The sequence below is a fragment of the Desulfosalsimonas propionicica genome (assembly GCF_013761005.1).
GTDB lineage: Bacteria > Desulfobacterota > Desulfobacteria > Desulfobacterales > Desulfosalsimonadaceae > Desulfosalsimonas > Desulfosalsimonas propionicica.
In genome coordinates this window covers 127,317-149,695 of the sequence record NZ_JACDUS010000002.1, presented here as the reverse complement: position 1 = coordinate 149,695, position 22,379 = coordinate 127,317, and the positions used below count along the sequence as shown (strand labels likewise).

15 protein-coding genes are annotated in these 22,379 nt (G+C 53.4%); 9 read left to right on the top strand and 6 right to left on the bottom strand.

All coding sequences use genetic code 11. From position 1 onward, the window contains the following. Nucleotides 1-11: 11 nt before the first annotated feature. The 4 genes from HNR65_RS04085 (at nt 12) to HNR65_RS04070 (ending at nt 5,874) form a co-directional block, all read left to right on the top strand. Nucleotides 12-1,226: an FAD-dependent oxidoreductase gene (locus HNR65_RS04085; RefSeq protein ID WP_181550192.1), complete on the top strand. Its 1,215-nt coding sequence runs from the start codon at nt 12-14 to the stop codon at nt 1,224-1,226. Between the two features lie 222 nt (nt 1,227-1,448). Beyond that, nucleotides 1,449-2,756: an ABC transporter substrate-binding protein gene (locus tag HNR65_RS04080; protein WP_181550191.1), complete on the top strand. Its 1,308-nt coding sequence runs from the start codon at nt 1,449-1,451 to the stop codon at nt 2,754-2,756. Nucleotides 2,757-2,759: 3 nt separating this feature from the next. Next, nucleotides 2,760-4,727 carry a sensor histidine kinase gene (locus HNR65_RS04075; protein WP_181550190.1) on the top strand — a complete coding sequence of 656 codons (1,968 nt, stop codon included), beginning with the start codon at nt 2,760-2,762 and terminating at the stop codon, nt 4,725-4,727. Beyond that, entirely contained in the window at nt 4,717-5,874 is a 1,158-nt protein-coding gene (locus HNR65_RS04070) for a response regulator (protein ID WP_181550189.1), read from the top strand. The genes HNR65_RS04075 and HNR65_RS04070 overlap by 11 nt, the downstream gene beginning before the upstream one ends. Here HNR65_RS04070 and HNR65_RS04065 read toward each other — a convergent pair. The 3 genes from HNR65_RS04065 to HNR65_RS04055 form a co-directional block, all read right to left on the bottom strand. Further along, nucleotides 5,871-7,874, bottom strand: coding sequence for a methyl-accepting chemotaxis protein (locus tag HNR65_RS04065; protein ID WP_181550188.1), 2,004 nt, complete (start codon nt 7,872-7,874; stop codon nt 5,871-5,873). The two genes, HNR65_RS04070 and HNR65_RS04065, sit on opposite strands and share 4 nt — an antisense overlap. A 90-nt stretch (nt 7,875-7,964) precedes the next feature. Further along, nucleotides 7,965-8,732 carry a response regulator gene (locus HNR65_RS18195; protein WP_181550187.1) on the bottom strand — a complete coding sequence of 256 codons (768 nt, stop codon included), beginning with the start codon at nt 8,730-8,732 and terminating at the stop codon, nt 7,965-7,967. A 228-nt stretch (nt 8,733-8,960) separates the two neighbouring features. Next, entirely contained in the window at nt 8,961-10,664 is a 1,704-nt protein-coding gene (locus tag HNR65_RS04055) for an acyl-CoA dehydrogenase family protein (RefSeq protein ID WP_181550186.1), read from the bottom strand. A gap of 215 nt (nt 10,665-10,879) precedes the next feature. Here HNR65_RS04055 and HNR65_RS04050 point away from each other — a divergent pair, with 215 nt between their 5' ends. After that, nucleotides 10,880-11,848 carry an Lcl C-terminal domain-containing protein gene (locus HNR65_RS04050; RefSeq protein WP_181550185.1) on the top strand — a complete coding sequence of 323 codons (969 nt, stop codon included), beginning with the start codon at nt 10,880-10,882 and terminating at the stop codon, nt 11,846-11,848. Here HNR65_RS04050 and HNR65_RS04045 read toward each other — a convergent pair. After that, on the bottom strand, nt 11,827-15,042 hold the full coding sequence (locus tag HNR65_RS04045) for a PAS domain S-box protein (RefSeq protein WP_181550184.1): 3,216 nt from the start codon (nt 15,040-15,042) through the stop codon (nt 11,827-11,829). The two genes, HNR65_RS04050 and HNR65_RS04045, sit on opposite strands and share 22 nt — an antisense overlap. A 221-nt stretch (nt 15,043-15,263) precedes the next feature. Here HNR65_RS04045 and waaF point away from each other — a divergent pair, with 221 nt between their 5' ends. Further along, nucleotides 15,264-16,301 (top strand): lipopolysaccharide heptosyltransferase II, encoded by a 1,038-nt coding sequence (gene waaF, locus HNR65_RS04040; RefSeq protein WP_181550183.1) that lies wholly within the window; start codon nt 15,264-15,266, stop codon nt 16,299-16,301. Between the two features lie 10 nt (nt 16,302-16,311). On the opposite strand, the gene mgtE is transcribed toward waaF, so the two are convergent. Together mgtE and HNR65_RS04030 are read right to left on the bottom strand one after the other, a co-directional pair. After that, nucleotides 16,312-17,706, bottom strand: coding sequence for a magnesium transporter (gene mgtE, locus HNR65_RS04035; protein ID WP_181550182.1), 1,395 nt, complete (start codon nt 17,704-17,706; stop codon nt 16,312-16,314). A gap of 337 nt (nt 17,707-18,043) precedes the next feature. After that, nucleotides 18,044-18,859: a DUF3786 domain-containing protein gene (locus tag HNR65_RS04030; protein ID WP_181550181.1), complete on the bottom strand. Its 816-nt coding sequence runs from the start codon at nt 18,857-18,859 to the stop codon at nt 18,044-18,046. 880 nt (nt 18,860-19,739) lie between these two features. On the opposite strand from HNR65_RS04030, the gene HNR65_RS04025 reads away from it, so the two are divergent. The 3 genes from HNR65_RS04025 to HNR65_RS04015 all read left to right on the top strand — a co-directional run bounded on the left by HNR65_RS04025 (nt 19,740) and on the right by HNR65_RS04015 (nt 22,364). Further along, entirely contained in the window at nt 19,740-20,198 is a 459-nt protein-coding gene (locus HNR65_RS04025) for an ACT domain-containing protein (protein ID WP_181550180.1), read from the top strand. A 178-nt stretch (nt 20,199-20,376) separates the two neighbouring features. After that, a complete protein-coding gene (locus HNR65_RS04020) occupies nt 20,377-20,856 on the top strand; it encodes a MerR family transcriptional regulator (protein ID WP_181550179.1) in 480 nt (159 codons plus the stop codon). Then, nucleotides 20,853-22,364: a class I adenylate-forming enzyme family protein gene (locus HNR65_RS04015; protein WP_181550178.1), complete on the top strand. Its 1,512-nt coding sequence runs from the start codon at nt 20,853-20,855 to the stop codon at nt 22,362-22,364. Before HNR65_RS04020 ends, HNR65_RS04015 begins: the two co-directional genes overlap by 4 nt. Nucleotides 22,365-22,379 lie beyond the last annotated feature (15 nt).

Here is a 22,379-nt window from a genome sequence, read left to right as displayed (position 1 = left end):
CGCTTCCCCATGTGGTGGCCGGTCTGGCCCCCGGAGAAGCGATTGTCAATCCGGACAAAATGTTTTCCGACAACAACATTGAAATGCGGATCAACCGGGTCAACAGCATTGATTCAAAGAAAAAGCAGATCACCCTGGATGACGGCAAAACCATTTCCTATGACAAATTGGTACTGGGTATGGGGGCAAGTCCTTTTATGCCGCCCATTGACGGGGTTGATAACAACGGGGTGTTTAGCCTGCGGGCCCTTGGCGATGCTGAAAAAATCCGAAACTACATGGAAACCCGCAACCCGTCCAAACTCGTATTTGTCGGTGCCGGATTTATCAGCCTCGAGGTGGCGGCCCTGGTCAAGGATATGAAAGGCAAAAACTATCAGGTGGACGTGATTGAACTCATGGACCATCCCCTGCCCCTGATGCTGGATCCCGAAATGGGCAAAACCATCCATACTCACCTGGTGGACAACGGATTTCGAATGCATATGGGCCGCAGGGTGGAAAAAATTCTCGGGGAAAACGGGCAGGTCACTGGTGTGCAGCTCGACGACGGCCAAAGCGTGGACGCGGATATGGTCTTTATGAATGTTGGCGCCCGCCCCAACCTTGAACTGGCCGAAAATGCGGGCATTGAAATGGGCCGGTTCGGGATCCGGGTCAATGAATTCCTTGAAACATCAGATCCGGATATCATGGCAGGCGGTGACTGCATTGACAACTATCATTTCATAACCAAGCGCTCCGCGGGAACCCAGCTCCGGGGACCGGCGGTCATCCAGGGCCGGCTCATTGCCAAGCGACTGGCCGGCTATGAGATCCCCTTTCCCGGACTGCTGGGCAACAGTGCGGTCAAGATTTTTGACAAGCATGTGGCGGCTACCGGGTTTAGCGAAACCCAGGCCCGGGAAGAAGGCTTTGAGCCCGTGAGCGCCACTGTTGAATCCCGCAGCAAGCACGCCATGATCCCGGGTGTTCAACCGTGGACCCTGAAGCTGGTGTTTGACAAAAAGACCCATAAGCTGCTCGGCGGCCAGATCATCAGCAGCAGCGGGGAGCCGGTCAAGGAAATTGATGCGGTGAACGCCCTGATTGTAGGCGGCAAAACCATTGCGGATCTGACCACATTCATGTGCGCCGGAAATCCGGATTGCTCCTCAGAGCCCAGCGCAGAACCCATCACCCTTGCAGCAGAGCAGGCCCTGCAGAAAGCGGGTAAGCCTGCGTAAGCATACAAAAAACGTTATTGTAACGCTACCTTGCGTTTAAACGTGATTACCCCGGTGCAGGCCATCACGGCGCACCGGGGTTTTCATTTGAATAATTTCAATTGGACAATAAAGCCGGAACCATGTATGAACCTTAGGGTAAATATTGAATAATCGCACGTAAATTGAACGCAAATGGCAGATCATACCCGAATACCCCAGCAAGGAGTCTTTGACATCTTCATGCACACCAAAAACGCAGGAATTCTCATTGTCCTTGTCTGCCTTGTCCTTTCTTTCCTGATTGTCTTTTTTCATCTTACCGCACCTCAAAACCAGGATGCGCCACTGACCACCCCCCGGCTTGTTCTGGCCCACGACAAGGGCAATATGCCATGGTTTCACCAAAGCTTTTCCCGCCATGGCAAAAAGGCGGAGTCAGAAATCGGCACTGGCTTTATCCCGGCGGCATCCCCGAGCACTGACCTTTATATGAGTCAGATGAAAGCCCGGCTGCCCACCCCCCGGGCCCCTGCACTATTTACCTGGTGGTCGGCATGGCGGGTAAAAGAACTTGTGGAAAAAGGCCTGGTCAATGACCTGACCCATATCTGGGACCGGTATGCGGATGAATATCCCAGGGAAATCCGGGATGCCTATACCATTGATGGGAAAGTTTACGGATTCCCCTACAGCGTTGAATACTGGCCCATATGGTACAACAAGCCCTTGTTTGAAAAACTGGGTATCAAGGAACCGGAAACATGGGGGGAATTCATGGCGGCCTGCCGTAAATTAAAGGCCGCTTCCGTGCCGCCGGTTGCCACCACACTGCAGATGAAATGGTATGCCTGCATCTGGTTTGCAGCCCTGGTCATGGGTGAAGACCCCCTGCTCTACGAGCAGTTGTGCAATGGCGAGGTCAGGTACACGGATGTGCGGGTAAAAAAGGCCGTGACGATCTGGACGGACATGATCGGGAAAGGCTATTTTACCGACCCGTCCCTGAACCTGTTTACCAACGGCGGCCATCTGTGGAGCAATGAGGATTTTGGCATGGTGCTGTGCGGTTCCTGGTATTATTCTACAATACTGCGCCGGCAGGGAGTAAAAAAGGCCGATATCGGCGTCTTTATCCTGCCGCCGCACAATCCTGCGGCTCAAAAAAGCATCATGCTGGAATCCGGGCCGGTGCTGACGGCCGCAAACTCGCCCCACCGAAATCAGGCCGAAGCCCTTTCCGACTGGTGGATGAGCGAGGCCGGAAGCCGCCATTTTGCAAACATCTTCCGATCCTATTCCGCAAACCGGAAAATTGGGGCCGGCCATCTGCAGCCGGTCCGGCAAAAACTGCTGTCTGCCATTGAAAAACAGGACTGCCGGATTGTCAACCGCTATTGGGAGGCCACGCCGGCGCCCATTGTGGATGCCGCCCTGGAAAACTTTACCCGGCTTATCCTGAATCCGGGTGAAAAAGACGCGGTGCTGGCCGAAATGGACAACACGGCTGAAGCCTGCTGGGCGCAGATACGCCGAATCGATGAGAAATAACCGATGAAGCTCAAAACCCGCCTGCTCATTGTCATTTTCGTGGTCATCTCCGGTCTCATCGGGGTTTCCGCGCTGTCAGGCTGGCTTCTGTACAAGGTCCATGAATTGAAAACCGCTGAGACCCTTTGCGGCAAAACCATGGATGGAGTGGCCAGGCTCAAACGCCTTACCGATAAACTGCTGATCACCGAAACCCTGGACAATGCCCATTCCCGGTGGCAAACAGCTTACAAATCCCTTATAAGGCAAATACAGGCGCTGAATTTGTCACCGGAAGTGCAAAACCTTCTGAAAACGAAATCCCAGAAGGGCATGATCATTTCCATGAACGCATTCTGGCAAACCACAACCCGACGCCTGGACAGGGTGAATCACAACATGGCCGGTCTTTTCCAAAACCCGTTTCCATCCAGGGACGGACTGATCTACCAGTATTTTGACACCAGAGATTACAAGATCCTGCGGATCAAAAACCAGGTGGATGAAGCCTCCCTGTATCTGGGTTCGGAGTTTGAATCCCGTCTTTCCGAACTGATTGAAATGGTGGACAGGGAAATTGACAGGCAGTTAACACTTACGGCCAGAAACATCATCTTGCTCACCCTGCTGATTTCCGTGGCCGTGTGCCTGATTTTAACCGTATTTTTATCCAGGCTCCATTTTCACCTTCAGACCTGGCACAAAGCAATGCAGACCCTTGGCAGCGGCGGCTTTCCAGAAAAACTGCCCCTCACCGGTGATCTCGAGCTCAATCGGATTGCCGGAGCCATCAATCAAAGCTCAGAGGATCTGGCCGCCATCCGTGAAGAACTGCAAAAACGCATTTCCGAACTCCACCGGGCCAAGGAAGAGGCAGAATCGGCCAACCGGGCCAAGGGCCTGTTTCTGGCGAAAATGACCCACGAACTAAAAACCCCACTGAACGCAATCATGGGATTTTCCCGCCTGGCGGCCCAAAGCGTTCAGGCAGATGTGGTACAGCAAAAACAGTTAGCCAGCATAAACCGTAATGCCAGGCACCTGCTGGCACTGATCGATGAAGTGCTGGCAATGGCCAAAATCGAGGCCGGCAAAGAACAGCTCAATGAACAAATCTTTGATCTGCACGAGCTCATGGCTGAAATAGAACAAATGTTTCTGCCCCGTGCCAGAGCAAAGGGCCTTGCAATGATTGTCCAGGGCACGTCCCGGGCTCCCCGTCAGATCCGGGCAGACCGGGTCAAACTCTCCCAGATCCTCATCAACCTGATCCAGAATGCCATCAACTTTACCAGCACCGGCAATATTGATGTTCAAGTGCTTTGCCCCGGGCCTGAGACAGAAGATCCCGCCGGGCCCCGGATGGTTGCTTTTTCGGTTACAGACACGGGCTGCGGCATCGACGCAGCAGCCCTGGAATGCATATTCAAACCCTTTTTCCAGGCCGAAACCCGGCACCGCACAAGCCAGGGAACCGGCCTTGGCCTGGCCATCACCCAGAACTATATTTCCATGATGAATGGAACTCTCAAGGTGAACAGCACACCGGAAAAAGGTACCTGTTTCCGGTGTGCTGTCCCCCTGACCGGGGTGGCCCAGGCCGACCGGCCGGATTCAGAAACCGGCAAAAAAAGCCGTCCTCCCGGGCTTTCTACCCAGGGGGATCTGTTTGTTGACCCGGCCTGCCAGCCCGAGTGGGGGCAAAAACATGAAAAACCCGATTCATTGGCCCTGAGCATGGATGAAGACGAAATTGCATCCCGGCTGGTATGCGTGCCGGCCCATGTTGTCGAGGAAATGGAAAAAGCGGCCCTCTGTGCTGAAATCGACCGGCTGATGACACTTATCAACACGGTCAGGGACCATGACGCAAAACTCGCCGTTGTTTTTTCCCAACTGGCAGACACGTTTGACTATGACAGCCTGCTGCATCTGCTGCGGTGCAGCTCTCATCCAACCTCTTATTGCCTTGCAAACTCCCATGAATGCTGAAAAGTCCGACATTGTAGTGGTGGACGACAACCTGGACAACTTGCGCATTCTTTCCGACATGCTGCGCAATCACGGCTATACCCCCAGACCCGCAGCCAGCGGAACCCTGGCCCTTGACGCTGTGAAGGCCAGCCCGCCGGTATTGATCCTGCTCGACATCATGATGCCGGAGACAGACGGTTTTGAGGTATGCCGCCAGCTTAAATCCGGAAATGAGACCCGGGATATTCCCGTGATTTTCATCACCGCCCTGGACCAGCTGGAAAACAAAGTCAGGGCATTTGCTGCCGGGGGAGTGGATTATATCACCAAACCATTCCAGGAAGCCGAGGTTATGGCCCGTATTAACACCCACGTGGGGCTTGTGCGGGCAAAGAAACATCTGCGGGAAACCGAAGCCCGCATGCAAAAACTCCGGAAATATGAAAGCCTGGTGCGCATGGCCGGGGCCGTGGCCCACAGGTTCAACAATGATCTGCAGGCAGTGCTCGGCAACCTGGAAATGGCCGTCACCGACTGCGCCGCTGAAGGCAGTGCCCCCCAAACCCTTACTGCGGCCATGCGTTCGGCTGAAAAAGCCGCCGGGATAGCCAGACTTATGGTGACCTATACCGGAAAAATCAGGGGCGATAAGGAATCAATGGATCTGGGAAACTGGTGTCAGGACAATCTGGCAGAACTAAATGCCCTTATGGGCAGCCACCAGGCGCTGGACTGCCGATGGCGCCATCCGGCTCCTGTGATTTCCGCGGATGCCGGCCAGATCCGGCAAATGGTGACCGCCCTTTTACAAAACGCCTGCGAGGCAACCGACAAAAACACAACAACAACAATAGAACTTTTCTTCGATACAGTATCACCTGATGCCATTTTGCAGCAAAATCGTTTCCCGGTGGACTGGGTGGCCGAAAACCGAAAATATGCCTGCATCCGGGTAAAGGATGCAGGCTGCGGCATTGCCGAAACCGACACGGAAAAGATCTTTGATCCGTTTTTTACCACCCATTTCACCGGCCGGGGCCTGGGCCTTTCCCTGGTTCTGGGCATTGCCATGGCCCATCGCGGCAGTGTTGCCGTTGAAAGCCGCCCGGGTGCGGGCAGCACCTTTCAGGTGTACCTGCCCGCCGCCCGGGATCCAAAAGCTTAGAAATCCTTGAACTCATCATCATCCAGCGGAATGACCTGGTCGGCTTTCCGGCTATCGCTGCGTTGCGCGCCGGCCTGCTTTTTGCCGGCGCCATTGGAAATCTTTCTCGTCGTAGACCGGAATTTTTCCTGGGGCTGCACCTGTTTGGATGAGGAGCCGCCCCGGACAGCTGAAATCGCTTTTCCGCTTGCGCCCACCATGGCTTCAAGCTCTGCCACCATTTTTTCCATTTCCGAGGCTTGCGAGGACAACTCTTCCGAGGCGCTGGCCGACTCCTCGGCGTCGGCGGCGTTTTGCTGCACCACCCGATCCATTTCCGAAACCCCGGTATTCACCTGATCGATCCCCTGGGCCTGCTCTTTGGAGGCTGCGGCAATTTCACCAATCAGACTTCCCATTTTTTCCGCGCTTTGCTTGATGGAATTGAGTTGACCGGCCACTTCATCGGCCACATTGACGCCGTTATCTGCATTTTTCTGGGATTTTTCAATCAGCTCCGAGGTGTTCTGAGCGGCCTCTGCGCTGCGCTGGGCAAGATTTCTGACCTCTTCGGCCACCACCGCAAACCCCTTGCCGGCCTCACCGGCCCGGGCGGCTTCCACTGCAGCATTTAAGGCCAGCAGATTTGTCTGAAAGGCGATATCATCGATCGTTTTGATAATCTTGGAGGTTTCGCTGGCCGATTCCTTGATTTCATTGATGGCATCATTCATTTTCTCCATGGATGCCACGCCCTTGTCCACAACCTGTGCGGTTTCCCTAACGGCATTATCTGCCTGGTCAGCGTTATCAGCGTTTTGCTTTGTCTGGGCCGCCATTTCTTCCAGAGAAGACGAGGTCTGCTCCAGGCTCGAAGCCTGCTCGCTTGCACCTTCGGCCTGAGACTGGCTCGATGATGCCACCTGGCTGGAAGCCGATGACACCTGCCCTGCCCCGGTACTCAGCCCGTCAACAATTCTTCGGATGGGGGCGGAAATCGATCGGGTCAGCAGAAGGCCCAGGCCCAGGGCCAGGATAACGCCTGCTATCATGGCAAACAGATTCAGCGTTTTCAAGGCTCCCGACTGGGAAATGGCGCCGGAGACTTCTTTCTCTGCAATCTCTTCATTAATGGCAATAACCTTGTTCAGGCGGCCGAATCCGGCCTCCATATATTCCAGGCCCTCGCCCATGGTTTTTTCAGCGATCTCTGTACGTAGCTGCGCCGCCTTCTGTGCTTCGGCAATCAACTCGTCAAAAGAATCAAACATCTCAATTGATGCATCCTGCATTTGACCTGTAAAAATCCGGATGGCCTCCTGCTGGTCCTCATTTTTCACAGCCCGGCGGATATCGCCCACTGCCGCGTGAAATTGCCGGTGGGGACGATCAATGGCCTTTGCAATCCTCTGCAGCTCGGAATTTTGGGTGGAAAACCCGGCCAGCCATTGCCCGCACGGGCACTTGGTTCCGTCATCGCCACCGGAAAAGGTGTTCCCGGTCAAAAGCATGTTGGCCACCTTGACCTCCAGGGCATAATGATCGCCCCGGAATTTCTGCAGCTGCACCAGCAATTTTTCGGGGTTTAAAATATCCAGGGAATCGATTTGCTGGTGCAGCTCAAAAATTTCGTCATTGACAGCCGCCCACTTGGGAATGATCTCCATGAACTGGTCCCACTGGCGGGATTCCTCGGCTGTCTGGGGCAGGGGTTCGTAGATATCAAAAGCGGCCTTGTATTTTCCCCGCAGTTCATTGATCTGCTCGTACTGCTGCTTGCGCACCGCCTTTTCAAGATCGGGGTTGAGCAGGGTGCGCAGATTTAAAATAATGGCCTGCATGGATTCCTTCATTTCCAGTACACTCTGGATACTCGGCAGGCGCACCGCGCCCACCTCATCCATGGCGCGGTCATTTTGTACAGCCCCGTAATACCCAATGCCTCCCAAAAACAGGGCAACAACGGCGACAATACAAAACCCCGCAATCAATTTCGTACCCAGCTTCATTTGCTTAAACATTTATAACCCTCCAATTTGATTTGAAAATGAAAAATGGTTTCACCCCTGCAACGCCCCGGGTCATGATTTTGACCTTGCGAATCTGACTTTTTACTTTTTTGCTCCCCTGGCAGACCGGGTCAGTTCGATAAAAGTTTCCATGAGTTCCAGGTTGAGCATAAACCGGACCTGGAATTCCTCTATGCGAATGGGTTTTTCAATACAGTCGCTGGCCCCGTGGCGAAGCAGCATGAGCCGCTGATATTCGGTGTTGCGCTCACAAAGGGTCAGAACCGACAGGCGGTCTTTTTTAAAATCATTGCGAATGGTCCTGATCAAAGAAAAATTTTGATCCGCGCACATCTGCCCGTCAATAATGAGCATCCGGATATCCGGATACTGCTGCAGGTCCCGGCGAACCTCTTTTTCATTGCGGGCTTCGGTAACAAAGTGGCCCTTTTGGGACAGGAGTCGGCGCATCAAAATCCGGTTGACCTTTTCCGGGTCTGCAAGAAGAATTTTGAAATTTCCGGCCCACAAAACCCGCCTGATCAATTGCAGAATATAATCGAGGTGATATCCGCCGGTATCCGGCACATAATCGATCACATTGGGAAAAGCGGCAATTTGTTTTGCTGAAACCGGCACCCCATCTGTGACCACAATGGTTGGAATGCCGGCCAGGGGGGCATAATCCTCCGGGCTGGCCCAATGGCTGAGAATGACGGCAACCGGCGGCCGGCAGCGGTCTGAGGCATTTTTTTGCGCCGATTCTACGCTTTCTGCGATTCGGGATGAAACCTCCAGATGGGCATGGATATGGACGGCCACAGTTTCTGCCCGAAGCGGGTCCGGCTCGATGATCAGGATATTTGACACGGGTTTTTGTCCTTTTTTTTCGTGCAGATGGCGTCAATGCACGGCCAGAGCAAAGAGGCGTTTGGCCCTCTAAAATTTACTTATCGGGCAGCAAGGCAAAAGGTTAAATCAGAAAGGAAACACTGCAGAAAAAGCGGGATATACAGGATTTTCCGGGCAGGGGTTTTCCAAATTGCCGGAAAGAAAAAAGCCCCGGCCGCAGGGCTGCGGCCGGGGTGCAGGGGGAAACTAGGGGTTCATTTCATAGGTGTCTTTTAATGCATGAACATGATTTTCCCAGAACCGCAGGAAGCGCTCATGGTCATCCACGGGCTTTCGGATCATTTTTGTGCACCACTGCATCTGGTTTTCCGTGGTATCGGCCTTGGAGTAAAGCTGCAGGGCATATCTGGAAAAATCGCGCACCATGAAATCAAAAATCTGTTCCAGCAGATCATCTTCAAATTTTTCAATCTGATATTTTTCAATAATGAGCTGGCCATAGGCCACCAGGGTAAAAATCTCGCCCACGGCCAAAAGAAAATCAATGTTTTTGGCCTGCTGTGCATCCGGGGGCGCGTTGACCAGAAACTGCTGAAACACGCCGATCTGTTCCTTGAAGATGTTGATATTGGGCATGTCCACGCTGTTGTAGGCCAGGTTGAAATCATGGAACTGGATCTTTCCCAGCCCCCGGGTGGGGCCCTGGTGGAACAGAAAAGTGTCGTCTGCCGGATCATCTCTTTTGGGAATTTCCGGAAACTCGCCCGGATTAAAGAAATAATTGGCCATGAATTTGATGACCAGGGCCATGTTCACATGCACGGTGCCTTCCAGTTTGGGCAGGGAGCGAATGTCTTTGGCTGCCATTTCAAAATAAACATCCTTTTCAAACCCGCGGGCGGCAATCACATCCCACAGCTCGTTGATGACCTCTTCACCCTGGGTGGGCACCTTCATCTTGGTAATGGGATTGTAGAGCAGATACCTGCGGTCTTCTGCGGATGCCGAGCGCATGTAGTCCGTGGCCCGCTGGGAAAACAGCTTCATGGCCGCCAGGCGCGCGTAGGCATCCACAAAAAGCTGCTTGATGTGAGGAAAATCCGTGACATATTGGCCGTAAAGATTTCGGCTGGCCGCGTGGTTGATGGCCTCGTAAAAACAATGGGTGGCAATGCCGATGGCCCCCCAGCCGAGGTTGAACTTGCCCACGTTGACCGTATTGAGTGCCGAATCCCAGGCCTCCCGGCCGTAGGACAGAATTTCATCGTCTGTGACCGGATAACCGTTTAACTGATATTCGGCCACATAACCCTCCCAGTTGACCACGTTCTGAACCAGATCATAGTTTTCATGCCCGGGATCAGCCACAAAAAAGACGTATTCGTCCGTGTCTGAATCCTTGCCAAACGTGGAGACCAGAGCGGCCTCATTGGCGTTTCCGATGTAGTACTTGCCCCCGTCTGCAACGTATTTGTTATCTCCCAGGGGGGTTAAGCTCATGTCCGATGAATAGAGATCCGCGCCGTGTTCTTTTTCCGAAAGGCCAAAGGCAAAAATGCCGCCGTCTTTGAGCAATTGAGCGGTTTTTTTCTTGATTGCATCATTTTTGCCCATGAAAATCGGTCCCAGCCCAAGGATGGTGACCTGCCAGGCATACCAGTGCGACAGGTTGTAAAAGGCCAGTATCTCGTTGAAATCGCAGTTGCGATAAGTGTCCCAGCGCTTGTCCGCATCCCCGTCCACCACGTGCTCCTGCGGGGTCAGCAAAGTGGCAAAGACCTCGTTTTCAGCCAGAAACTTTAAAAAATCCGCATACCAGCGCCGCTCATGGGCATCTTCCTTGAGCTGGGCCTTTCCCCGGGACTCGAAATACGCGATGGTTTTTTGCATCAACTCCCTGGACCGGGGGTCCAGATGATCAAATTTTTCTGTTTTCGGATTCAGCAGCATGTTATCTCCTTATATCTGAATTAAAAATATGGGTGGCAAAATAATGGTCGCGAATGCATAAAAGCACAACAGAACAAAAAGATCAGATACGAACCAGGGCCGGGATTGTCAAGAACAGAATTTTGAAATCTTTTTCATCGCACATTATACTGAACACCATTGCAATCCAAGACGGCCCCCGGTCCGGCACCCTTTAAAATGAAAGCCGATCACTTTTGAATCAGCGTTTTTGCGTAGACAACAACCAGGTAGTGGATGGGACCACCGGCCTGGTGTGGAGCCGGGATGCGGCACCATCGGAATTTCCCCTGACCTGGCAGGAATCCTTTGCGTTTTTGGAAGAACTCAATACCCGGGGTTTTGAAGGCCATCAGGACTGGCGGCTGCCCAACAGAAGGGAGCTGTTTTCCTTAATCCGTCACGACCGCATCAACCCCGCCCTGCCTGCGGATCACCCTTTTGAAAACGTGTTTCCCGGCTATTACTGGACCGCCACCACCTGCGCCCGCCTGCCGGACCAGGCCTGGTACATCCACCTGGGCGGGGCCAAGGTGTACCGAGGCATGAAATACGCATCCTACATGGTCTGGCCCGTGCGAACACATGACGCATCTTTGCCCTCGGTTCTCCGGACCGGCCAGAGACAATGCTTTGATGAAACCGGCCGGGTTATCCAATTTGGCAACACGATCCAGGCCATGTCCGTCTGCTCCGGAAGACCCTGGCCTGAGCCGCGTTTTAAAGCAGACAAGCACATTGTCACCGACCTGGCCACCGGCCTGAACTGGATGCGCCAGGCCGATGCCGGCCGCAAAATGGTTTCCTGGCAGACAGCCGCTGAGTTGATCGCACAAATGAACCAGGAGGGTGCCATGGGGTATTCAGACTGGCGGCTTCCGGAAATAGGCGAACTTGAAAGCCTGGTGGACATGGGGACGCACAGCCCGGCCCTTGCAGGCAGGGAACTGTTTTTCCGTGTCCGGGATTTTTACTGGTCTGCCACCACGAGCCTTTATGAGACGCGCTATGCCTGGGCCCTGTATCTCAAAGACGGGGCAGTAGGGGTGGGGTTTAAGGAAAATCCCGAATTTTTTACCTGGCCGGTGCGGGGCGGAAAAGCATTTCAAGCATTAGGCCGGCGGAAAAAACAGGCGGGCAGCACTTATTCCGCTTCATCGGATTGATCCAGCAGATCCCGCAAGGCTGCAGCCAGCTCCGTGAAGCTTACCGGCTTTTCCATGTACCGGGCAATGCCGAGTTCCCTGGCGGAATCTTCCGAAATTTTCTCGCTATAGCCGGTACACAGAATAATTTTCATGTCCGTCCGGATCTTTAGCATTTCCTGCGCCAGCATATCACCGGTCATGCCGGGCATGGTCATATCCGTTATCACCAGATCAAATCCGTTTGGCGCTGCTGCAAACTCCTGAAGGGCCGCAACCGGATCACGCCGGCACACAGCGCAGTATCCCAGCCGCTGCAGGCGGGTTTCATTGAGCTGGATCACGGCATGCTCATCGTCAATAAGCAAAATCCGCTCATTTCCGCCCGGCAGATCACTGGAACTTTTGGGCGCTGGAGAAGGGGCGGCATCCTGCAAGGCCGGAAAATACACTTCAAAACATGAACCGCTGCCGTTTTGGCTCTCCACCCGGATGCCGCCGCCCAGATCCCGGACTATGCCCAGCACAACAGACAGGCCCAGCCCCGTGCCCTTGTCCACGTCCTTTGTGGTAAAATACGGATCAAAAATCCGCTCCAGGGTATCTCCGGAAATGCCGTAGCCGGTATCGCAAACCGTCAGTTTCACATAATCGCCGGGCCCGAGGTCATAGCCGAATGCAACAATTGTCTGCGACAGGGTCTGTCTTTTCAGCAATACGCGCAGGGTGCCGCCGTTATCCGCCATGGCGTCAGCGGCGTTTTTGCACAGATTAATGATCAGCTGATGAATCTGTGTGGGATTGGCCCAAATTTGCGGCAGGTCCCTGCTGATATCTTCCTGGATCTCAATGTAGGAGGCAATGGTCGAGCGCATCATGCGCAAGCCCTCCCGGACCACCAGGCTGATATCCTGGCCGCATTTTTCCTCCTCGCCCTTTCTGCTGAAGATCAACAGCTGACGAACCACGTCTTTGGCCCGTAGCCCGGCCGCGCTGATCTGGTGCAGACTCTTTGCCGCGGGATGGTCTTTGGGAATTTCGGACTGGACCAGTTCTGCATAACCCATGATAATGCTTAAAATATTGTTGAAATCATGGGCCACGCCGCCGGTGAGGGTTCCCAGGGCCTCGATTTTCTGGGATTGACGCAGCCGCCTTTCCAGTTTCTGGCGCTCTTCTTCCGTGGCTTTCTGCTGGCTGATATCACTTAAAAAATTAAGGGTGGCCGGGCGGCCTTCCCATTGAATTGTCACCGCCTTGAGCTCCACCCATTTAACATCTCCGGAACGGTCAATGATCCGGTGTTCATAATCCGGCACCGGCTGGCCTTCAAGACGCTTGAGATAATTTTCACGCACTTTTGCCCGGTCAGCAGGATGAATAAATTCAATAAACTGCCTGGAGCTGAGTTCCTCGATACTGTAACCGGTAAACTTGGTGGTCTTATTGGCAAATTTCAGCACCCCATCCTGGATCACGAAAATGGCCTCCTTGGCATTTTCCACCACCACCCGGTATTTTTCCTCACTCTGGCGCAGCGCCTCCTCGGCCTTTTTTCGCTCGGTGATATCCTCTATCATGCCCATGCCGCCGACAATTTTTCCCGTGCTGTCCGCAGAAGGAGCAAACATGGCCCGCACCGGGGTTTGCTTTTCCGATGTAACCGAAGCATAAAATCCCTCGTAATATCCCGGCCGGCCCCGCAGGGCCGCATCCACCGCGGACACAACATTTTTATCCGGCAGTTCCAGCATGTTGAGGCCCACGAGTTTGTCTCTGGCAGAGCCGATGATATCCAGAAACCGGTCATTGCACGCAGTGATCAGACCCTTTGCATCAAAGTGCAGCACCCCCAGCGGAGCGTTTTCAAACACCAGCCGGTACTTTTCCTCGCTTTGCCGGAGGGTGTTTTCCGCCTGCTTTTTGTCCGTGATATCCGTATGCGCCCCTGCCAGGCGGACGGGTGTTCCGCTGGAATCCCGCAGGCACGCGGCCCTGCCAAGGATCCAGCGGTAGGTGCCGTCTTTGTGCAAAAGCCGATATTCCACCTCGAACTGAAGCGCTCCGGATTCATAAAACCGGTTAAAAGATTCCGTCACCTGGTTGTAATCATCGGGATGAATCCTGTCCTGCCAGTGTTCCAGACGATTTTCCAGTTCATGATCAGCATATCCGATAATTTCCTTCCATCGCCTGGAGAAAAACACTTCATTGGTCTGCAGATCCCATTCCCAGATCCCGTCATTGGTTCCCTGAAGCGCCAGCTGAAATCGCTGCTGACTGGTTTTCAGTGCCTGCCTGGCGGCCTCGGCCTCCCTTGCCCGGGTTTCCGCTTCCTGGATCCGGGTTCGCAGTTCATGGACCATGGTGGAAATGGCTTGCTTTAACTGGCGCATCTCGCCCCTGAAAGGCCCGGGAATTTCTGCATGATAATCCCCGCCGGCCACATCTGTGGCAAAGCCCACCAGCCGGTTGATGGGCCCGGTGATGGTGCGCATCAAAAAAACAGTACCGATCAGGGCGATCAGGAAAATGGCTGCGCCCATGGAGATGATGGTCCATTTCAGCCGTTTCATCTGGGCATAAACATCATCGATATAAACCCCGGTTCCCACGATCCAGTCCCAGGGTTGAAACAGCCGGACATAGGATTTTTTGGGATGCAGTGTCTCTGTAAGCCCCTCAGGAGTTGGCCGATGCCAAAAATATTCCACAAAGCCGCTGCCGTTTACATCCGCCACCTTGGAAAACACCAGAAAAAAATGCCGTTTACCCCCCTCAAACCGCTTTTCTTCGCCCGCCATTCCCATCTGCACGCTCACAGCGGTTTCATAGACCGGATCATCCATAATTCGTCCTTCGAGTTCGGGGGCAGCCGGGTGCATGATCATGCGGGGGTAGGGTTTGGAATTGTTATTGATCCAAATATAGCCATTGTCTGTAAAGCGCATGTGACGAATGCGCTCCATGGCGGCCTGCTGCGCTGTTTTCTGGTTCATGCCGCCGTTTTCCACCTGGCTCTGATAGTCGGCCAGCATGCTGCACACCGAATCCACCAGATTTTTGACCGCCATTTTGCGGGAATCAAACAAGGCTTCCTGTACAACCGGGAAGATAAAGGCAAACAGAAAGATCAGAAACAGGGCGATAATGCCCAGGGCAATGGCCAGGATTCTTGCAGCGGTCTTTTCCAGCAGGTTTCCGGAAAATGGCATGCGGCTCCCGAAGGTTTTTGCAGTTTTCAAAACAGGATCAGCGACAGCGTTACGATTAAGATAAACATACCCGTTTTATTGCAAAAAATAAACAATGAAAAATTGGGATTTACTTATGGGGTTTTGCATGTAAAATAACAAAACCCGTACAGTCCGGCTGCAGGGGGATGCGGGTGAAACCGCCTGCTTTTTTATCCGGCACGCTTTTTTTCGGAGGTGAAATGAAAATACTGGTGTGCGGGCCTGCCTGGGTGGGTGACATGGTCATGGCCCAGAGCCTGTTTATGACATTGAAAAACCTGCATGACAACTGCGAAACCCACGTGCTGGCCCCGTCGTGGTCCATGCCGATTTTATCGCGCATGGCCGAGGTGGATCAGGGGATTGTCCTGCCCGCGGGCCACGGGCAGCTGAAACTCAAAAAGCGCTTTGAGATCGGCCGGCAACTGGCGGCCAACGGTTATGCCAGAGCCATTGTGGTGCCGCGCTCCATCAAACCGGCGCTGGTGCCCTTTTTTGCCCGCATCCCCGTACGCACGGGCTACGGCGGTCAGGGACGCTTTTTTTTGATAAACGACGTACGCAAGCTCGACAAGACACGGCTGACCATGACCGTCCAGCGCCAGGTGGCCCTGGGACATCCGGCTGATGCCCCTCTGCCCCCGGAAGCCATCCCCCGGCCGCATCTTCAGACCGATGCCGTGAATCAGAAACGCTTGTGCCGGAAACTGGGGCTGAAACTGGACCGGCCGGTGATCTCCTTTTTTCCGGGCGCCGAATACGGCCCGTCCAAGCAATGGCCCATCCAATATTTCCGGGAACTGGCACTGCGGGTCACAAAATCCGGCTACCAGGTCTGGATCTTCGGCAGCCCCCAGGACCGGGCCTGCGCTTCGGCCATTGCCCAAGGCAGCCCCTTGCACGTGCACGGCCTGGCCGGGCAAACCTCGCTAAACGATGCCATTGACTTAATTGCGCTGTCGCATGTGGCCGTGACCAACGACTCCGGGCTCATGCACATTGCAGCCGCCCTGGGTGTTCACGTGGAAGCCATATACGGCGCCACCACGCCAACATACACCCCGCCGCTCACGAACAAAAAGACCATTCATTACACCGGCATTGATTGCTCTCCCTGCTGGGCCCGAAAATGCCCCCTGGGCCATTTCAAATGCATGAAGGAAATTTTGCCGCAAGACCTGGAAGCCTCCATTCAAAAGGCGGCCGCACAAAATCCCGATCTCAAAGGCCGCGGGTAGCACACCCGGGCTATACCACACTGTGCAGGCCCAGGTACCAGGAGGCGATGCCGAAATAGATCACCACCCCGCCGATATCGGCCACCGAAGTCACCAGGGGCGCGCTGGCCGTGGCCGGATCCATGCGAAACCGGGTGAGCAGAAACGGCAGGCTCAGTCCCAGCAGGCTGCCAAAAAGCACCACCGCAACCATGGCCAGAGACACGACCACTGCCACGTCCGGTCCGCCCCGGAAGATACCGATAAAAGACACGGCAACGCCCATACACAAGCCAATGGCCAGGGCAATGCCGATTTCCTTTCCCACCATACGCAGCCAGTCCTTGCGCACCACATCGCCAATGGCCATGGCCCGCACCATGAGGGTCGCCGACTGGGCCCCGGCATTGCCCCCGGAGCCGATAAGCAGCGGCAGGAAAAACACAAGGGCCACCGTGGCCTGGATGGTATCCTCGTAATAGGCAATTCCGGCGCCTGAAAAAATATTCATAAACACCAGGGCCAGCAGCCATGGCAGGCGTTTCTGGATCAGCAGCCAGGGGCTTGCATCCCGCAGGCCAATGTCCAACAGGTCATCTGTACCCGAACCCTGGCTGATGGAGCCCATCCGGTGGAAGTCCTCTGTGGCCTCCTGTTCAATGACGTCATGGACATCATCAAAAGTCACGATCCCCACCAGGGCCTCATTGCCGTTTATCACCGGCATGGCCAGAAGGTCATATTTGGCCATCTGCCGGGCCACATCCTCCTGGTCATCATCCACATTGGCGCAGATGGGCTCCCGGCGCATGATGGTTTCAATGGACCGGTCCGGACGGGCCAGGATCAGTTCCCGCAGGGAAACCAGCCCGAGCAGGCGCCTGTTTTCATCAATGACATAGGCGTAGTAAATGGTTTCCTTGTCCGGGGCTTCCAGGCGAAGTTTTTCAATGGCCTGCCGGGCGCTTAGATGCGGCTGCAGGGTGGCGTATTCGCTGGTCATGATCGCCCCGGCCGTATCCTCGTCATAGGAACTGAGCCTGCGAATATCTTCCCGCTCGGCTTTTGCCAGCAGGTGCAGCAGGGTTTCGCCCCGGTCATCCGGCATGGAATGCAGCAGATCCACCCGGTCATCCGAGGGCATTCTGGCAATCACTGCAGCCAGCATGTCATCGGCAAGTCCTGCGGCGATTTCCCGCTGAAGGTCGTATTCCATGTGCGCGAGCACATCCGCGCAGCACTGGGGGCTCAGGCGCAAAAATACATCAACAGCCTGGTCCGGCGCAAATTCGGAAAACTGGGATGCCAGATCCGCCGGATGCTCGGCTTCACATAACCGGCGCAGCACATCGTCGTTTAAGTATTCAATGCTCTCGCCGTTTTCAGGCGCAAAGGGATTGATTGGAAACTTGAGGGGTTGATTCATGGTCCGGCCTCCTTGCACAAATCCCGCCCATTGTCAGAGGCGGGGCAAAAGACCGGAGCCTATCCGGGGAAAGTAAGGCGGAAATCCGGTGTGCCGCCGCCTGACACCAAAGGCGGGTGATAAGAGATCATCTGATTTTTAAAAAAGATTGCAGACTTCAATAAGTGAGGACTACCACTTTCGTCATCCATGTGTTAACGCTCCGTAAGGAATTGACAATCGGGTTTCTGCAGGTTTGCGCAAAAAACCCACCATAAGCATAAACTTATTTAAGTTACTAAAAATCAGATCGACTGTCAAACAAATTTTACCGACCCTGCACCGACAGTTTTTTGCCTTAGCAAAGCAGATCTTTTAACCGCTCGCTTAAAAACATGATTGACTCAATGTCCAGGTGCCCGGTGATGGTCTGATCAAAAAGCAGCCGGACTTCGGCCTCAAATCCGTCTTCCGGCTCGGCATCCCAGAAAACAAGCATGACCGGCACCCGCGGCAGCACCTGGAATAAAAACGCCAGGTCTGCTGTGCCGTAATCCCCGGTCTGGTCAATACCTCCGATTTTCCGGGCCCGTTTGGCAAGCCCGGCCGGGTTTCCGGAAAATTTTTCCTTTAACGGCGCCTCCACATGCGCCTTCATTGAAACCACCTTGGACACGGTATTTGGAAATTCCTTAAGACTTTTCCAGTTTCCAGAGGGCTTGGCACTGCCGCCCCGGGCCATATGGATATAAAGAAACACCTGTTCATTGCGGGTGATTTCAGATCCGTCGTTTTTGCTGATCCCTTGCCGGGCAATATGCACCACATCATTAAAATACGGCAGCTCCAGGACTTTTTGCCCTGCCCTTTCCACGATTTTTCCGCCGATTCTTTCGGGCAGATCTTCAATATCGATGGCAGCAGACCCCTGGCGTGCCCAGAAAAGGGCATCTTCGGCCATGTCCCGTTTCAGCCACTTGCCCTGGCTGTATTGCGCCGCCAGCTCCCGGCTGCACCGCTGGATGGTTTCAGCATCCAGATGGGGACAGTTTTCCAGGGATAATTTTTCAGAAACCACCATGCCCGCAAGCGCCATGCAGGAACGATACCCGCAGTCCCCGCAGTTTGTCTGCGGCAGTACATCCCGGCACAAATCAATGACTGAAAGGGCCATATGCCTGCTCCTTTTTTCAATAAAAATCGTTTTTCGTTTTATTTTTGTGCTGCTGCCAAAGCCGAATTATAACATAATCGCATCCAGGCAGTTTTCAACTCCAAGACCGGATCAACAGAATCCCAAAAAGCCCTTATCGCAGCCTGTCAGGAAGAAAGCCCTTCGGCCGTGGCCGGGTTTTTCGCTCCTGAGCCTTTTTGCGGATTCAGCCAATGCCTTCGCCGAAATTTCAAAAACTCGGGCGCAAGCGCCCTCAAACAGTTTGAAATTTCTCAGGCTCCGGCATTGGCTGAATTTTCCCGCAAAAATGCTCAATGTCGCTTCAAAACCCGCCCCCGCCCTTCGGACTTCCTTGGGGCCCTATTTCAAATTCGAGAACTCTGTAAAACACACTGGAGACCGCCTTTCGGACTGATGAACTCTTTGGGTATCCAAAGGAACTCTTGGTGAAAAACAGTTGTTCCCACATATTTCCAGACCCTTGGCCATGCGGCGGGGCGGGGGTGGTTTGTTTGGCTGCATTGGCGCGGTTTCGGCAAAGATCGTCCCGGGGCTTTGGCGGCCGGAATTTTAAACTGTCTGAGGGCGATTAGCCCGAGTTTTTAAAATTCCAGCCAAAGCCCCGGGACGATCGCCGAAAGCACGCCGCAGACAAACAAATCACACCCACCCCCGCCGCATGCGAAAACCGGAACAAGATGGCTATGCATATGCTGCAGTTGTCATAATATCTTCTTCGATGCAGATAAGTGATGGCCTGGAGAAAGGAAGTTTTTACGGTGCCATTGAACTTGATCCTTGAGATTTTAAACTGATTGCTTTACATATGAACAGTACTGAAACAGGATCTGATCAACTTCTTTAAAGTAAAAGGTGCGCCATGAACACTGCCTATCAACTCACCATACCCGTGGAAAATCAACCCGGAAGACTTGCCGAGGTATCGGGCATTCTGGCAAAGGAAAAATTCAACATCCGGGCCATCACCATTTCATCGTTTGGCAGCAGCGGATTTTTGAACATCATGGTCGATGACCCGAAGCTGGCGCACAAGGTGCTGGAAAAAGAAGGCATAAAAACGCAGCTAAAAGAAGTGATCGCCGTCATTATCGACGACCGGCCCGGGGGCATGGACAAGCTGATTCAATATCTGGCCAACGAAAAAATCAATATTGAAAACGCGTATGGATTTGTCCTGGAAAGCCACAAGACCGCAGTGATCGTCCTGGATGTATCCCACATCGACGCCACACGCCGCATTCTGGAGGAAAAAGGTTTTAAAACCCTCGGCACAGAATCTCTTGCCACAATCGAGCCTTTCCACTATCTGAAATACTAACCCACCACATCTTCCCTAAAAGACTTAAAACATGTTTGATCTTTTTCTTGACAATTCTGCCCTTTTAACATTAACCTTGACGTAAATGTTAATGTTAAACTCAGGTCAAAACCCGGGATCTGCATGACAATAAGCTGCAGACAGGGATCTTGTCGACGATTCAATTGGAAAATCCAGTATGACAAAAAAATCCGCGCCATCCGACTCAAAGCAGGTCCCAGGTCCTCAGACCCGGCAGGAGCGCAAAAACCAGTACCTGATCTCGGAGCTGGCCGAAGAGTTCGGCATCACGGCCCGTTCCATCCGCTATTATGAAAAACAGGGCCTGATATCACCGGGCAGAAGCAACGGCAATTACCGCATCTTTACCCGCAAGGACCGGGCCCGGCTCCGTCTGATTTTGCGGGGCAAGCGTTTCGGCTACAGCCTTGAACAAATCCGGGAAATGATCGGCTACTGGAACGCCGAACCCGAAGAAAGCCAGCAGATCCGGAAAAGCCTCAACTATGGGGACAAAAAACTGGCAGAACTCCGGACCCGAATCAAAGAACTCCAACAGTTGGAAAACGATCTGCTGTCAGTGAAACAAAAATTGTTAACGCGCCTTGAAAGCCTGGAAAACAGTCAACACAAAAAACAAAAAGGAGAAACGAAATGACCCTTGCCGAACTGCTGGATTTGAACCATAGAAAATTCGGGGATGAAACGGCTTTGATCTATGGGGAAAAGCGCATCACATTCAGGGAATTAAAGGAACTTTCCGAAAAAAGTGCAGCTGTTTTTCAAAGCATGGGAGTCAAAAAAGGAAGCCGGATTTCCATTATGAGCTTTAACACGCCGTCTTTTGTATATGCTTTTTTCGGCGCTTTCAAAGCCGGAGCCGCTGTCATTCCCATCAATCACAAACTAATGGCCCCTGAAGTGGACTATATTTTAAATCACAGCCAATCAGAGCTGTTTCTCTATGACGGCGCCCTTGCCGGGGTTGCCTCAGCGCTTGAAAGCCGGTCAAAGCAGATTGCAATAAACAGCCTGCCTGAAGCCGCCGGCAGCCAGGTCAAACTGCTTGAAACCATCATGGAATCCGCCGGACCCTATAGCCCGGTTGACGTTTCCGCCCATGACACCGCGGAAATCCTTTATACCTCCGGGACCACCGGAAAACCCAAAGGCTGCGTTCACAGCCACGCCAATGTCATCATGGCGGGCATCACCGGCGCCCTTACCATGAAGATGGATAAAAATGACCGTCTTCTTATGGCCATGCCCATATGGCATTCCTCGCCTTTGAACAACTGGTTTATGGCTGCCCAGTATGTGGGGGCGTCAACCGTTCTTTTAAGGGAATATCACCCGGTTCATTTTCTGGAAGCGGTCATGAATGAAAAAACAACCGTGTATTTCGGCGCGCCCATATCCTACCTGGCCCCGCTTCAAATGGTGTCCAACTTTGATGATTACGATCTGAGCTCCATGCGATGCTGGATTTACGGCGGCGGTCCCATAAGCGCAGAGCACGCCAAACTGCTCACCGCAAAGTACAAATCCGATAAATTCTATCAGGTCTACGGTATGACGGAAAGCGGTCCCACCGGCACAACCCTTTTCCCTGACGAGCAGGTTGAAAAGGCCGGCTCCATTGGAAAAACCGCGCTGCCGGGTGCGGATCTGAAAGTCATGAAGTCTGATAAACAGGAAGCCGCCCGGGGAGAAACCGGGGAAATCTGGCTTAAAGCCGCCTCCATGATGGAAGGATATCTGGATAATCCGGAGGCCACAAAAGCGGCTTTTGCGGATAACTGGTACAAAACCGGCGATCTGGTGCGAATTGATGAAGATGGTTATATGTTTATCATCGACCGCACCAAGGACATGATCGTAACCGGCGGTGAAAACGTATACTCAAAGGAAGTCGAAGACGCACTCACTGCTCATTCCCAAATCTCGGATGCAGCGGTCATCGGCAAACCGCACCCGGAATGGGGGGAAACCGTGGTCGCCTATTATATTCCAACGCCGGACAAGGATCCCTCAGCAGATGACATCAAAGACTTTCTGTCCCGGCGCCTGGCCAAGTATAAGATTCCCAGGGAATTTCACAAAAAAGAGGAACTTCCAAGAACCCCTACGGGCAAAGTAATGAAATACATGCTGCGGGAAAAATAGCAACGCCAAAAACAA